The sequence below is a fragment of the Companilactobacillus heilongjiangensis genome, assembly GCF_000831645.3.
In the GTDB taxonomy this organism is placed as follows: Bacteria; Bacillota; Bacilli; order Lactobacillales; family Lactobacillaceae; genus Companilactobacillus; species Companilactobacillus heilongjiangensis.
In genome coordinates, this window is sequence record NZ_CP012559.1 from 199,157 (window position 1) to 214,816 (window position 15,660).

At 37.1% G+C, this 15,660-nt stretch carries 13 protein-coding genes; all 13 read left to right on the forward strand.

The window, feature by feature from the left end:
* Positions 1 to 127: 127 nt before the first annotated feature.
* Positions 128 to 1,039, forward strand: coding sequence for an L-lactate dehydrogenase (locus tag JP39_RS00835; protein WP_041500989.1), 912 nt, complete (start codon positions 128 to 130; stop codon positions 1,037 to 1,039).
* Positions 1,040 to 1,208: 169 nt separating this feature from the next.
* On the forward strand, positions 1,209 to 2,825 hold the full coding sequence (locus JP39_RS00840; RefSeq protein ID WP_041500988.1) for a DUF262 domain-containing protein: 1,617 nt from the start codon (positions 1,209 to 1,211) through the stop codon (positions 2,823 to 2,825).
* Positions 2,826 to 2,956: 131 nt separating this feature from the next.
* The gene (locus JP39_RS00845) at positions 2,957 to 3,895 is read left to right on the forward strand and encodes an L-lactate dehydrogenase (protein WP_041500987.1); all 939 of its coding nucleotides are present in this window, start codon (positions 2,957 to 2,959) and stop codon (positions 3,893 to 3,895) included.
* Positions 3,896 to 4,255: 360 nt separating this feature from the next.
* Positions 4,256 to 4,972 (forward strand): GntR family transcriptional regulator, encoded by a 717-nt coding sequence (locus JP39_RS00850; protein ID WP_041500986.1) that lies wholly within the window; start codon positions 4,256 to 4,258, stop codon positions 4,970 to 4,972.
* 30 nt (positions 4,973 to 5,002) lie between these two features.
* Positions 5,003 to 5,491: a PTS sugar transporter subunit IIB gene (locus JP39_RS00855; RefSeq protein ID WP_041500985.1), complete on the forward strand. Its 489-nt coding sequence runs from the start codon at positions 5,003 to 5,005 to the stop codon at positions 5,489 to 5,491.
* A 24-nt stretch (positions 5,492 to 5,515) separates the two neighbouring features.
* Entirely contained in the window at positions 5,516 to 6,454 is a 939-nt protein-coding gene (locus JP39_RS00860) for a PTS mannose/fructose/sorbose/N-acetylgalactosamine transporter subunit IIC (protein WP_041500984.1), read from the forward strand.
* Positions 6,441 to 7,256 carry a PTS system mannose/fructose/sorbose family transporter subunit IID gene (locus JP39_RS00865; protein ID WP_041500983.1) on the forward strand — a complete coding sequence of 272 codons (816 nt, stop codon included), beginning with the start codon at positions 6,441 to 6,443 and terminating at the stop codon, positions 7,254 to 7,256. The genes JP39_RS00860 and JP39_RS00865 overlap by 14 nt, the downstream gene beginning before the upstream one ends.
* A gap of 14 nt (positions 7,257 to 7,270) precedes the next feature.
* Positions 7,271 to 7,696 (forward strand): PTS sugar transporter subunit IIA, encoded by a 426-nt coding sequence (locus JP39_RS00870; RefSeq protein ID WP_041500982.1) that lies wholly within the window; start codon positions 7,271 to 7,273, stop codon positions 7,694 to 7,696.
* Positions 7,689 to 9,704 carry a hypothetical protein gene (locus JP39_RS00875; RefSeq protein WP_041500981.1) on the forward strand — a complete coding sequence of 672 codons (2,016 nt, stop codon included), beginning with the start codon at positions 7,689 to 7,691 and terminating at the stop codon, positions 9,702 to 9,704. The genes JP39_RS00870 and JP39_RS00875 overlap by 8 nt, the downstream gene beginning before the upstream one ends.
* A 28-nt stretch (positions 9,705 to 9,732) precedes the next feature.
* Positions 9,733 to 10,905, forward strand: a complete 1,173-nt coding sequence (locus tag JP39_RS00880) for an SIS domain-containing protein (RefSeq protein WP_041500980.1) — start codon at positions 9,733 to 9,735, stop codon at positions 10,903 to 10,905.
* 606 nt (positions 10,906 to 11,511) lie between these two features.
* Positions 11,512 to 12,672, forward strand: coding sequence for an N-acetylglucosamine-6-phosphate deacetylase (gene nagA, locus JP39_RS00890; RefSeq protein ID WP_041500978.1), 1,161 nt, complete (start codon positions 11,512 to 11,514; stop codon positions 12,670 to 12,672).
* 590 nt (positions 12,673 to 13,262) lie between these two features.
* The gene (gene nagA, locus JP39_RS00900) at positions 13,263 to 14,423 is read left to right on the forward strand and encodes an N-acetylglucosamine-6-phosphate deacetylase (protein ID WP_041500976.1); all 1,161 of its coding nucleotides are present in this window, start codon (positions 13,263 to 13,265) and stop codon (positions 14,421 to 14,423) included.
* Positions 14,424 to 14,730: 307 nt separating this feature from the next.
* Positions 14,731 to 15,474, forward strand: a complete 744-nt coding sequence (locus tag JP39_RS00905) for a glycerophosphodiester phosphodiesterase family protein (protein ID WP_041500975.1) — start codon at positions 14,731 to 14,733, stop codon at positions 15,472 to 15,474.
* Positions 15,475 to 15,660: the final 186 nt, after the last annotated feature.

The following is a 15,660-nucleotide window of genomic DNA, read 5'->3' on the forward strand; positions in this document are numbered from 1 at the left end:
ATCAGCTCCGGAGATGGATTAATTCCCATATTACCAACGATGGTAGCGCTTTGGATATTGGTTATCTTTAGTGTATGATGTTATATGGAAGTTATTTAAAAATCTTTGATTGCGAGGAATTTTATTTATGACTAGAAAAATAGGAATTATCGGTATGGGTAATGTTGGTGCTGCATGTGCTCACTACATTGTTGCTGGTGGTTTTGTCGATGATTTAGTTTTGATTGACAAGAATGAAAAGAAAGTTAAGGCTGATGCATTGGATTTTGAAGATGCTATGGCCAATTTGCCATACCATACTAATATTTTTGTAAATGATTATTCTCAATTGGATGATGCTGATATTATTATTTCTGCTGTTGGTCACATCAAGTTGATTGGTGGAGATCATCCTAACCGTTTTGGCGAATTGAAGCCAACTGGTGATTCAGTGACTGAGGTTGCCGAAAAGATCAAACAAACTAAGTTTAACGGTATTATGGTTGTTATCAGTAACCCTAATGATGTTATGACTTCAATGTATCAACAAGTTCTTGGTTTCCCTAAGGAACGTGTTATCGGAACTGGTACTTTGCTAGATTCAGCTCGAATGAAACGTGCTGTTGGTAAAGCATTCTCTGTTGACCCTCGTTCAGTTTCTGGCTACAACTTGGGTGAGCATGGTAATTCACAATTTACTGCTTGGTCAACTGTTAAAGTTATGGATAAACCAGTCGAGAAATTGGCTAAAGATTCAGGACTTGATTTGGACCAAATTAACGAAGATGTTCGTATGGGTGGATTTACAGTCTTTGATGGTAAAGGTTATACCAACTACGGTATTTCAACCGCTGCTGTAAGATTGTCGTTAGCAATTTTGAATGATGCTCATATCGAATTGCCAGTTTCTAATTTCCGTGAAGAATATGGCGTTTATCTTTCATATCCAGCAATCGTTGGTCGTGAAGGTATTTTGAAGCAATTACAATTGGATTTGCCACAAGCTGAGTTGGATAAGTTGCAAGAATCAGCTGATTATATTAAGAAAAATATTAAATAGAATGAAATTAAACGACATTTCTTAATTGAGATGTCGTTTTTATTTTATTTGCAAAATAAGGTATTTAAATTATTTATTTCAGGATAAAATGGTGTAGTTACGATTAATGAGGTAAAAGTCTTAATGGTTAAGACGTTAACAGAATCAGAAATAGAAGGAGATTTAAATATTGACTGGGGAATTGAATACTCAAAGATTCACGATGGATGCATTCTTTAAGGAGTTTGGGAACTTGCAAGTTCCACTCTATCAACGTGGCTATGATTGGCAAACTAATCAAGTTGATGAAATGATGGATGATTTGTCCGAAGTTATTGACGAAAAACAAGATGCTCACTTTTTTGGATTAATAGTTTTAAATAGTGATGCGCAAGATAAAAAGAAATACGTGATTGACGGTCAACAACGTATAACGACTAGTTTTATATTTTTGGCAGTAGTAAGAAATGAATTTTCGAAATTGAATGAAAAATATGATGATGCTAGAGCACAGCTAAGGGCTGATGATCTTCAAGATAATTATTTTGGAGAAAGAGGAAGTTATCGCTTTGGGCAAAGTAAAGATTTAAACGATTATTTTGAACGCAACATTATGAATAAGAACACCTTTAGTGATGAGTTATCTAGTAAACAATCATCTGAAAAGAATGTTTTTCATACCTACGATACAATTAGAAAATGGGTTAATGGAAAATTAAGTGAAGAGCAACAACCTAATGAAAAGGTTAAATTGTTGTATAGAATTCTAAATAGTTTTTTGGAAAACTTCTATGTAATTACACTATCAACCACTAGTCGATCAGATGCCTTTGTTATATTTGAAACATTGAATGATAGAGGAACTGAGCTAAGTGCCAGTGATTTATTAAAGAATCATCTTTTGAGAATATCCGGGGATGACATTGATGAAGTGAAGAAATACTGGGACTTAATGGTAGATTCATTGAATGGTGGAGCTAAGAATGTAACTAAATTTGTAAGATCATATTGGAATTCGAAAAATGATTTTACGACAGAAAAGCTTTTGTATAAGAAAATTTATACAAAGGTTCAGAATCGTGCAGATGCTAAAAGTCTTATCGTTAGTTTGAACAATCTGGCCCCTGTATATAGTGCGATATCAGAACCAAAAACAACAGAATACTTTTCTAATGCGGAATTGAATAAAGAATTAATTGCTCTGTCAGATTTTGGGGTTAAAACATATTATCCGGTTATTCTGGCCCTAAGTGAAAATGGTTATAGCGATTCCGATATTTTAAAAGTTGTTCATAAGATAATTTCATTTGTCGTTAGAAACTTTACTATTGGTGGCTTGGTTGCTAACAAATATGAAAAGACCTTTTCTAAAATTGCTATTGATATAAATAAGGGAACGTATGGATCAATAGACGATATTAATAGCGATATTTCTAAGGACACAGTTCCAGATGAGAAATTTAGAGTAGATTTTGAACAAGCACAAGTTAAAACTGAAAAAGCAAGTAAGCATATATTGGCGGATATTTTCTATTCAAACGAAATCGAAAAAATTGATATGGATAATGTAAAGGTTATTAATATCAATAAGAATATAAATGATCCCGATTCACTTGGTAACAAAGTTTTAGTTACTAAAAACGAGTCTGGTAGGATTAAACAATCACCAGGACTTAAATTTGATATTTTAAGAGAATCCAAATTCAGTTATACAAGAAAAATGGCTGAGAATCCCGATATTACTGAGGATGAGGTCAAAAAAGTTCAAGCAGAAAACGCAGATTATGCGGTATCTTTCTGGAAGTAAGAATGAATAAAAACGGCATTTCGCATAGGAATGCCGCTTTTTTTATGAAAAAATAAGATTATTAATTAATTTTTAATGAAATTAGAGTATAATGGCAACTACAACTTATTTTGAACTGAGAGGTAGATTATATGACAAGAAAAGTAGCAATTATCGGAACAGGTAATGTTGGGGCAGCCTGTGCGCATTATATCGTTAGCAGTGGTTTTGTAGACGATTTAGTAATGATTGATATTAATGAGAAAAAGGTTAAAGCAGATGCTTTAGACTTTGAAGATGCGATGGCAAATTTGCCGCTCCATACTAATGTTTTTGTTAATGATTACTCTCAATTGGACGACACAGATGTAATTATTTCTGCCGTTGGTAATATTAAATTGCAAGATCGAGTTAAACCTGACCGATTCGCTGAATTGGATTTCACAAGTAAGGCAGTTATCGATGTTGCTACTAAAATTAAAGCAACTAAATTTGATGGAAAAATCGTGGTAATCAGCAATCCTAACGATGTCATGGTTTCTATTTATCAAAAAATTACTGGGTTACCAAAAGCTCATGTCATGGGGACAGGAACTTTGTTGGATTCAGCTAGAATGAAACGTGCTGTTGGGGCAGCTTTGAACGTTGATCCTCGCTCTGTGCAAGGTTATAACTTGGGTGAACACGGTAATTCACAATTTACTGCTTGGTCAACCGTCAAAGTTTTGGACCATTCAATCGCTGAATTAGCTGAAAAAGATGGCTTGGATCTTGATAAATTGAATGAAGACATTAGAATGGGTGGTTTCACTGTCTTTAGTGGTAAGAAATATACCAATTATGGTATTTCAACTGCGGCCGTTAAACTAACCTTGGCAATTTTAAATGATGCTTATATTGAATTGCCAGTTTCTAACTTCCGTGAAGAATATGGTGTTTACTTATCATATCCAGTTATTGTTGGCCGTGATGGGATTGAACAACAGATTCAATTGAACCTTCCTCAAGAGGAATTAGATAAACTTCAATATTCAGCTGATTATATTAAGAGTAAATTGCCTGAAGAATTTAAAGAAACCGCAGTGGATTAAATATTCAATTAGTATAGGAAGAAATAATCAAAAAACACAAAATAATTAACAGTAAGAACGCAGCCGTAACGCTACGTTCTTTTTTTGTATCCCTGGTATATATAACGCCATAGGTATTTAGCATGACATTAATGAAAAAAGAATATACATTTGAAAAATTGGTTAGACCAATTTTTAACTGGTATCTTTTCGATAAGGTATCGTAAAAAGTACCACTTGGATTTGGAACTGTTAAAGCCCGTGGTATCATTGATTTAACATAAAAAACCACCGCAAAACCGGTCTATCCCAGTTGTTGTCTTATGTACTGGAACCGTATACAATGGTCTTGTGGTTGATACCAGAAAGGATTCGATTCGTATGAAAATTACTCTTCAAGAACAGTTAATCAACTTGCTGACTAATTACATTCAAACTTTACCAGCCAACGCTAAATTGCCTTCCGAAAGGGAATTGGCTGAAAAGTATGAGTTGTCCCGTACAACTGTCAGAGCCGCTTTGATGGAACTGGAAGTTACCGGAATGATTCGTCGGGTACATGGTAAAGGCACTTTTGTTAATAGGGTTGATCTAAATAGCGATTTGAATAGTAGTTATAGTTTCAATAAGCAGATGATTTCGCTGGGGAAGAAACCACAAACTAAAGTTCTTAGCTTTGAACGAAAGGAGGCCAATGCATATTTCGCTAAGAATTTGGAAACTGAAGTGGGTAGTCAAATAATCAAGATTAAGCGACTCCGATTTGCCGATGGAATCCCAGTAATGTTGGAACGCACTTATCTACCGGCTGACCACTTCAATTTAATGACTGAATCGATGTTGAGCAATCGATCATTATATTCAGTTTTCTCAGAAGAGTTCAACGAGCAAGTTTACTATGCTGACGAATATTTCTTAGCCGGCATTACAAGTGCTAACGACAGTAAATATTTGGACATCAAAGAAGGCGCACCTTGTTTGAATCTCAGACGACAAACTTATGATCCACACAATCAAATTATTGAGTTTACTTTGAGCGTTGCCAGAAGTGATCAATTCGCGTATCACATTCGACACGATATCAGTAACAAATCCTAAGGAAGAGTAAACATTTGGAGGTAAAAAGATATGGGTATTATTGCAGTAAGAATTGATGAAAGATTAATTCACGGACAAGTAGCTAATTTATGGACAACTAAATTACAAGCATCAAGAATCATGGTAGTTGATAACGAAATTATAAAGAGTGATATTCAAAAAACTGCCCTTAAATTAGCTAAACCAGCTGGGGTCAACCTAAGTATTTTAGGAACAAAGAAATCTTCAGCCAATATCTTAGCCGGAAAATACGATTCACAAAAAGTATTCCTTGTTGTAAAGAAACCAGCAACACTTGTAAGCATGATTGAAGAAGGCGTTAAATTCGACACAATCAATGTTGGTAATATGTCACAAAAAGACACAACTCAACATTTGACACAATCAATCAACGTTACTGATGACGATTACGATGCATTCCACAAGATTATGGATGCTGGCGTTAAAGTAACAGCACAAATGGTTCCAAGTGACCCAATCAAGGACTTTGCAGGTATCTTGAAAGAGTACAAAAAATAAAAACTGAATTTGGGGGAAAGAACTATGAGTTTTACAATTGTTCAAATATTGCTTCTCACGGCATATTCTATGTATAACATCTATGATGAATTACAAATGAATTCATCATTGAGTCAACCCGTTTGGGCCGGAATGATTTCTGGTTTAATCATGGGTGACATGAAGACAGGGCTTATTATCGGGGCTGCACTTCAATTGACAGTTCTAGGTGTTGGTACATTCGGTGGTGCTTCAAAGATCGATGCCAACTCAGGTACTGTTTTGGCTACTGCCTTTTCAATCGGTACTGGTATGAAGGCTGCTACAGCTATTGCCGCTATCGGTGTTCCAGTTGCCGCACTTCTAACATCATTTGATATTCTTGCTAGATTTACTAACACATATTTCCAACACAAAGTTGATAAGGATATTGAAAACTTCAACTACAAAGGTATTGAAAGACACACAATCATGGGTGCACTTCCATGGTGTCTATCACGTGGTATCCCTGTATTCTTAGCTTTGGCTCTAGGTCAAGGTGTTGTTAAGACAATGGTTACATATCTAAACGGAGACTTACAATGGTTGAACACTGGTCTACAAACAGCTGGTGCTACACTTCCTGCCGTTGGTTTCGCTATCTTGCTTCACTACTTACCAGTTAAGAAACACATCGCTTACTTGATCCTTGGTTTCACAATTACAGCTCTACTATCAACAGTATTTACAAGTATCCAAACACTTGGTACTGGTCTTACAGCTGCAAACAAAGCATTTACAACAACATTTAACGCTCTTCCAATGTTAGCTATCGCTTTAATCGGTGCTGCATTTGCCATTCTTGAATACAAGAAGTCAATTGCTAAGATTAACGGCGCTCAAGCTGCTGGTCCTAAGAACACTGCTTCTGACGACGAAGATGAAGACGAAGACGATGAAATTGAAGACGCTAATGGGGAGGTAGACGGTGATGAAGAAGAATAAAGAGTATGAATTAACTAAAAAAGATTTCAACCAAATTAACAAACGTAGTATGTTTGGTTTCCAAATGGGTTGGAACTATGAAAGAATGCAAGCTTCAGGTTACTTATATATAATCTTGCCACAACTAAGAAAAATTTATGGTGAAGGTACTCCAGAGCTAAAAGAAGCTATGAAGACTCACAACCAATTTTTCAACACAAGTAATTTCTTTAACACAATCGTTACAGGTATCGATCTTGCCATTGAAGGTAAGGAAGGTGCTGATTCACTAGATACTGTTTCTGGTATTAAGACAGGTCTTATGGGACCTTTCGCTGCTATTGGTGATTCACTTTTCGCTGCTTTGGTACCAACAATCATGGGTGCTATCGCTGCTACAATGGCTTCACAAGGTAACCCACTTGGATTATTCCTATGGTTAGCAGTTAATATTGCTATCATGGTATTCCGTTGGAAACAACTTCACTTTGCTTATAAGACAGGTACAAAACTTGTTTCTGAAATGCAAGGTCAATTGAATGCTTTAACAGACGCTGCTACATTGCTTGGTGTCTTCATCGTTGGTGCTTTGGTTGCTACTATGATCAACGTTCAAGTTCCATTAGTTGCTCACATGGGTAAAGTTTCACTATCAGTTCAAACGAATATTGATATGATTCTTCCAAAGCTAGTTCCAGCATGTATCGTTGGTCTTGTTTACTGGTTATTAGGTAAAAAAGGCATGACATCTACAAAGGTTATCTTCATCGTTATCATTTTTGCAGTTATCCTTTCAGCAATCGGCGTTCTTGGCAAAATCTAGGAGGTTTTTAAATTATGGCATTAATCTTGATGAGCCATGGAAATATGGCAATCGAAACATTAAAATCAGCAGAATTAATTATCGGTGAATTACCTGAAACAAGTGCTTTAGGCCTAGAAAAATCAGATGGTCCTGAAGACTTGAAGGCAAAAGCTGAAACAGAAATTAAAAAATATTACGGCAAGGAACCAGTTTTCTTAATCGTTGATCTACTTGGTGGTACACCAGGTAACGTCGCCGTTAACTTGACACAAACTTACCCTGACATGCATGTTATTTCTGGCTTAAATCTACCAATGGTTATTAATTACGCTAATCAAAAATTTATCGGTTCAGATATCAAAGTTGCAGATCTTATGAAGGAAGCCAAGGATGGTATCGTTGACGTTAACGCCTTTATAAATTCTGACTCTGATGAGGATGATGAAGAGGATGAATAATCCTTATCGTTATACTCTGCGTCTAGCAATAGATAGTAACGTTTATGATGCTGATAAAAAACAGCGATTGATTGATTTTGTCAAAAAAGCCCATGTTTCCGATGTTGCCTTTTTCATCAATCAAGAAGAATTATCAGATGCTCATATAACTCTAGAAAAAGCTAAAGAATTAATTACTAACGTTGACGAAATTAGTCAGCCACTAAAAGAACTTGGTATCACCGTAAGTTTGAACCCTTGGACAACCATGAATCACTCAGATCGTGGTATCCATATTAAACCAGAACTTGATATTAAACCGATGGTTAACTATCAAGGTGTCAAAAGTATTTCTATGGCTTGCCCCGGATATAAAGGTTGGACTGATTATATCAGTGATATCTATGCCATCTGGGCAAGTATTCACCCCAATGAACTATGGCTGGAAGATGATTTCAGACATTATAAAAATGCTCCTTTCGCTCTGGGATGTTTCTGTGAAGATCACATGAAGCAATACAATGAGATTTTGGAAACAGACTTATCCCGCGAAGATTTCGTGGCCAAGATGTTCACTGGTGGAGAAAATAAATATCGTAATGCATATTTACAAGTTGCACGTGCGGAGATTTTACATGTTGCACATATGATTGAACAAAAAGTTCACGCTGTATCTCCAACGACTCGCCTAGGTTTGATGAGTTCTTGGCCAGAAGTTCACGCACTCGAAGGTCGTGATTGGCAAAAGCTCTTGGACGAATTGAGCGGTGAAGATACACCAGCTGTATCACGTCCACATTTACCAGCATATAACGAGGTCAGTCCTCAACAATATGCTCGTGATTTTGAGAAATATACAGTTGCTACGAGAACTGAAATTGGTGATAAACACAAGATTTATCCTGAAATGGAAAGTTTCTTGTATTCGCAATATGCTAAATCAAATAAATTTACGCAATTTCAATTAGATACAACTAGTTTTGTTCATGCGGATGGTGTTCTACTTAACATGTTCAGCATGATGGGTGATGGCATTAATACGACGTATCGTTATGACTCCCTATTAAACGATGATAAAGCGTATTTAGACTTCTTATATGAAAATGGAATCGCCATTGAACATAGAAGTGGTGTTATTGTTCCAATGAATCAAGACGTTGCTAAGACGAAAATCGACAATGAGGGAACACTTGAAGGTTTGATGGCTTCGCAGACACAATGGTTAGAGTTGCTGTCAACACTTGGTATTGCAACCAAGCCACTTAATTATATTGGTCAGGAAATCAAAAATAAGTGTGTTGCGATTACCGGAAACTTTTTGAATACCTTATCTGATGAACAAATCAGACAGATGTTTACACGTAACTTCGTTCTTTTGGACGGGGATGCCGTAATTATCTTGAACAATCGTCATCTATTGAATTTGATCAATGCAACGGATATTGAAGTTATCAAGAATCGTTCTGGACATCAATCATTTGAACAATTTGATGGTGAAACGATTTCTGGCATCAATAATCCAAGATTGACCATGTTAACTCACACAGGCGACTATGTAAAAGTTGATTATAAATCTCAGGTGACAGTACATTCATCAGCTTATGACCGTTTAGAGAACAAGTTAGGACCAGTAACTGTCAGCGACGATAAGTTCTATGTCCTACCAATGACAGATTCTCCAAAGTATGGTTGGCAAGCTCAATATACTGACATTCGTGAGGGAGATTTGAAGCAATTCTTTGAAGAACAATTAAGCGTGCCACATTTGGTCAACATGTACAATTGCAAGATGATCATTGATGAAAACCAATCAGAAATGATTATCAGCAACTGGTCGATTGATGATGTTGATGGGATTAATTTCTTCTTGAAAGATCGTAATGTTAAACAAGTTTCAGTTACATATCGTGACACGGATAATTCAGTTCAAAACCAAGTATTAGATGTCACCTTGGATTCTAAAGGAATCTATCACGTTGACTTTACCGTTAAAGAATTAGCAGTGCTTCACATAAAATTCTTAGGTTAAAAATTATTTAGAGAAGGGATCCAATATCATGTTTACAAAAACAGATCAAGAACTAGAAAAGATGGGTGCTAAGATCACTACTCGTGAAATTCAACAACAGCCAGACTTATGGAAAGAAGCTTTCCAAAACTACACAGCTAAAAAATCTGAGATAGATAGCTTTTTAGGTAAAATAACTTCGACATATCCAGACCAAAAAATCAGAGTTATCTTCACAGGTGCTGGTACTTCAGCTTATGTAGGGGATACGCTTAGACCATATTTAAACCGTGCTGGCGATACTTCACACTTTGTTTTTGAAAGTATTCCTACAACTGATATTGTTTCTGCTCCACTAGATAACTTAAGAAGTGATGATCCAACAATTTTAGTATCATTCGCTAGAAGTGGTAACTCTCCTGAAAGTGTTGCTACTGTAGAACTAGCTGAAAAGCTTATCAAGAATTTGTATCAAATCACTATCACTTGTGCTCCAGAAGGACATTTAGCTAAGAAAGCTGAAAACGAAGACGGTAATCTTCTACTTCTTCAACCAGCACTTTCAAATGATAAGGGATTCGCCATGACCGGAAGCTTCTCTTGCATGACCTTAACGGCCGCATTGATTTTTGATACAAGTGCTGAAGATAAGAAAACAGCTTGGGTTGATACAATGATTAAGATGGGTCAAGAAGTTATTAGTCGTGAGGACGAAATTCAAGCCTACGCTGATTTAGACTATGACCGTATTACATACTTAGGTAGTGGTTCACTTTCAGGACTTACTCGTGAAGCCCAATTGAAGGTACTAGAATTAACTGCCGGAGCATTGACAACAATCTTTGATTCATCAATGGGATTCCGTCACGGTCCAAAGTCATATGTTAACGGAAAGACAATCGTCTTTGATTTCATGAGCAATGATAAATATACTCGTCAATACGATGTAGATATCTTGGAAGAAATCAAGGGTGACGAAATTTGTGAGAAAGTTGTTGGAGTTGGTACATCAGATGACAACGACTTCTCAGGCGACAACTTCTTCATTAAAGCTGGAGCCAAAGATCTACCAGAACTATATCAAGCATTACCAGACGTAGTGTTCGCACAAACATTTGCATTGATGAACTCAATCAAAGTTAACAACACACCTGATACACCATCAGCAAGCGGTACAGTAAACCGTGTTGTCAAAGGTGTTACAATTCACGATTACGAATAGTAATTAATGAAACAAAAAGGTTGAAACATTAATTTGTTTCAACCTTTTATGTGTTGTGTTCACTGCCGCCTCCGGTTGACAGTTATTTCGCCTGATGTGGGGACCGGCGTGAGCCAAGGTCTCACACCTCGCTTTGAAGCCTCGCAAAACCGGCGAGTCTCCAAAGTCGCCCCGTGGTGTAATGGCTAAAGCCATAACGCCACCTCCACTACTGGTGAATAACTGTCAACCGGAGGCTAGGTTAATTAAAATATTGGAATTATTATTCTCTTGGGATTGAACTGATGTGTTTGATTTAAAGTGGAGAATTATAATATTGGATAGAACCCCAATTGAACGCGTAGATATTTAGTAATGTAATTGAGGAATAAAGTATTTAAATTAGTCGGAAGAGATGAGATTATTTACCCGCTGTGGGTGTGGCGTTAGAGCTTTAGCTCTTACACCACCGGGCGTGTTTGGAGACTTACCGGTCTTTGGTAAGGCTTCAAACCGAGGTTCGAGACCGAACTTTGGCTCGGGCCGGTCCGCATAGCAGATAAATGCTCTCGGCTCTGGAAACGGCATATTTAATTATCAATGAAAAAAGTAGAAGGAGATTTGAGAATGTCATATTTTATTCATGCTAAGAAGTTCTTTTTGAAAAATACTACTGAAAACGGTGGTTATCTAGAAGTCACTGATGACGGTAAATTCGGTAAGTTTTATACTGCTGATGAAGAAAAACCAGCTGGCAAGATTGTTGATTACTCTGACAAATTTATTGCCCCTGGTTTAGTTGATACTCATATTCATGGTCTTTGCGGCCACGATGTTATGGATGATGATTTTGACAAGCTCAATGAAATGTCAGAAGGTTTGTTGAAAGCTGGTGTAACTTCATGGTTGCCAACAACTTTGACAGCTTCACATGATCAATTATTGAGTATTTGCCACACAATCGGTGATAACTATAAGAAAGTTACCGGTGCTAAGATTCAAGGTATTCACTTTGAAGGACCTTTCTACACTGAAAAACACAAGGGTGCTCAAAATCCTAAGTACTTTAGAGATCCTGATGCTGAGGAATTCAAAGATTGGCAAGATGCTGCCCATGGCATGATTAGAAAAATTTCTATTGCTCCTGAAAGAAAGGGTGCCCCAGAATTTGTTAAAGCCGTTGCATCTGATAAAGTTGCCGTTTATTTGGGTCACAGTGATGCTACATTTGAGCAAGCTAAAGCCTGTGTCGAAGCTGGTGCTACCGGATTTACACATACATATAATGGTATGAGCGGTTTGAATCACAGACTTCCAGGTATGGTTGGCGCTGCACTTTCAATGCACCTAGTTGATGACGAATTGATCTGTGACGGTCACCACGTTAATCCATATGCTGCTAGAATTGTAATCGAAAAGAAGACACCAGAACACGTTGCGTTGATTACTGACTGTATGCGTGCCGGTTTGATGCCAGATGGCGACTATGTATTGGGTGAATTACCAGTTGTTGTTGCCGACGGAACTGCTAAATTGAAGGAAGCTCCACATAGTTTAGCTGGATCGATTTTACTATTGAAAGATGCTATTAAGAACGTTGTTGACTGGAACATTGCTACGGACGAAGAAGCTGTTGAAATGGCTAGTTACACAGCTGCTAAGAGTTCTAAAGTACTTGATGAATGTGGTATTATCGCTGACGGTAGAGATGCTGACTTTATTGTGCTTGATGATGATATGACATTGTCAGAAACTTATCTTGATGGAGTTTCAAGATACCAAGCATAATTAGAGAGAGTGGAGACAGGGCGGTTAGCTCCCGAGCATTTGCGTAGCTTCACGAATTATCCGCGTACTTTGCGGATGATTTGAGAAGGTATGCAAAGCGGAAGGAGTTGCCCTGTCGGAACTCGTTTTAGAGCCACTGCCTATATAATTGAGATTAAATAAGGGATACCGAAGACAAAAATCTTCAGTATCCCTTTTATTATGGTTCTTAGTTAATTCAATAAAACTAAAGTTGGAAGTATGTTTCCAATTTGTAAGAAAAAGGCAGAAGTTGGAAGTATGTTTCCAATTTGTAAGAAAAAGGCAGAAGTTGGAAGTATGTTTCCAATTTGTAAGAAAAAAGCAAAAGTTGGAAGTATGTTTCCAATTTGTAAGAAAAAAGCAAAAGTTGGAAGTATGTTTCCAATTTGTAAGAAAAAAGTAAAAATTGGAAACATACTTCCAATTCTATTACTATTTTAAATTTCAATGTATCGAATGAAATGTCTTTGATTAAATAATATTTTGTGAAAAAGTTCATGATTAGTCTTGGTATAGACCATTACACAATGTTATAATGAAATTGTTAAAATTAGTAAGGAGACTAGAAAATGTCATATTATATTCATGCTAAGAAGTTCTTTTTAAAAAACACAACTGAAAACGGTGGCTATCTAGAAGTTACCGATGACGGTAAGTTTGGTAAATTCTTTACTGCTGACGAAAAGAAGCCAGAAGGCAAGATTGTTGATTATTCAGACAAGTTTATTGCCCCAGGTCTTGTTGATACACATATTCATGGTCTTGTTGGCCACGATGTTATGGATGACGATTTTGAAAAGTTGAACGAAATGTCAGAAGGTTTGCTTAAAGCTGGTGTAACTTCATGGTTACCAACAACTTTGACAGCTTCACACGATCAACTAAAACACATCTGTCAAACAATCGGTGACAATTATCAAAAAGCCACTGGTGCTAAAATTCAAGGTATTCACTTTGAAGGACCTTTCTATACTGAAAAACACAAGGGTGCCCAAAACCCTAAGTACTTCAGAGATCCTGATGCCGAAGAATTCAAAGACTGGCAAGATGCTGCTCACGGTATGATTAAGAAAATTTCTATTGCTCCTGAAAGAAAAGGTGCTCCAGAATTCGTTAAGGCCGTTGCTTCAGATGACGTTGCTGTTTACTTAGGTCACAGTGATGCTACATTTGAACAAGCTAAAGCCTGTGTTGAAGCTGGTGCTACAGGATTTACACACACATATAACGGAATGAGTGGATTAAACCACCGTCTACCAGGTATGGTTGGTGCTGCACTTTCAATGCACCTAGTTGATGACGAATTAATCTGTGATGGTCACCACGTTAACCCATTTGCTGCAAGAATCGTAATCGAAAAGAAGGGTGCTGAACATGTTGCCCTAATTACTGATTGTATGCGTGCCGGTTTGATGCCAGATGGTAACTATGTATTGGGTGAATTGCCAGTTGTAGTTGCTAATGGTACAGCAAGATTAACAGACGAAACACACAACCTTGCCGGTTCAATTCTATTGCTTAAAGATGCTATCAAGAACGTTGTTGACTGGAACATTGCTACAGACGAAGAAGCCGTAGAAATGGCTAGTTACACAGCTGCTAAGAGTTCAAAAGTAGCTGACAAGTGTGGTATTATCGCTGACGGTAGAGATGCCGATTTCATCGTTCTTGATGATGATATGACATTGTCAGAAACTTATCTTGATGGAGTATCAAGATACCAAGCATAGGTAGAGAGTGGAGCAAGCCTGGGAATTCCCGAGCATTTGCGTAGCTTCACGAATTATCCGTGTACCTTGCGGATGATTTGGGAAGCTATGCAAAGCGGAAGAAATTGGCTTGCGGAACTCGTTTTAGGTAGAGAGTGGAGACAGGGAGTTGCCCTTGTGTAGCTCGTTTTAGAGCCACTGCCTATATAAAAATAACCAAACCGATAAAATAATCACAAGAATCCCATAAAACCGAGGATACATATTGTACTCTCGGTTTTTTTGTACCTCGTATATTGTTGTATACTCTACTTATTGGAGGATTACTATGGATAAAAAAATTATTGCTCATAGAGGAATACCAACCTTAGCTCCAGAGAATACGATGGCTGCTTTTAATGTGGTCGTTAATCATGATGTTAAATGGATTGAGACTGATCTAAGCATTACTAAGGATGAAAAGGTCTTTGTGATTCACGATGACAAATTGAATCGTACGACTAACCAATCTGGTTCGATCGAAACAGTGGACAGTTCCACAGTTGAATCTGCTGATGCCGGATATTGGTTTGCCGAAAAGTATCGTGGGGAAAAGGTTCCAACACTAGATCAATTGATTGATTTTCTAAATATCCACAAAATAAATGCTAATATCGAGCTAAAAGGTGTTGTAGGGGACAATGCTAATTATTTGGCTGACCGATTAGTTGAAGAATTTTCGAAAGCTTTGGACAGATTGGATGATCACGTTGAATTGATTATCTCTAGTTTCAATCCAATTATGCTTGAGAAAATGTATAAATTAAGACCTGAATTGAAATACGCTGTTTTGTTCAGCCGAGCAACTTTAGGTGACGATTGGAATTTAGTAATGCAAGCTTGTCATGCTAAAATCGTTCATCCAGACAGTTCAGGTTTAACTGAAGATAAAGTAAAACAAATGAAAGATTACGGTTATGAAATCAACGTTTGGACAGTTGATGACATCAATCGCGCACAACAACTATTGAGCTGGGGTGTCGATGGAGTTATCACAAACATTGCTGACCGCATGAGCTTCTTAGAAAAATAAACACAAAAATGACCTCGGGATTCAGTGCACAGACTGAAATTTATCCCGGGGCCTTTTTGTCTAGACTAAGTTGTCTTTTCGGAGGATTCATTATGAAAATTAATAGCTTACTGGTTTTTAAAAGGGGCAGAAACTTACTCCAAATACAATATTTATGAATTAACATGGATCGATATTGCAAAACTC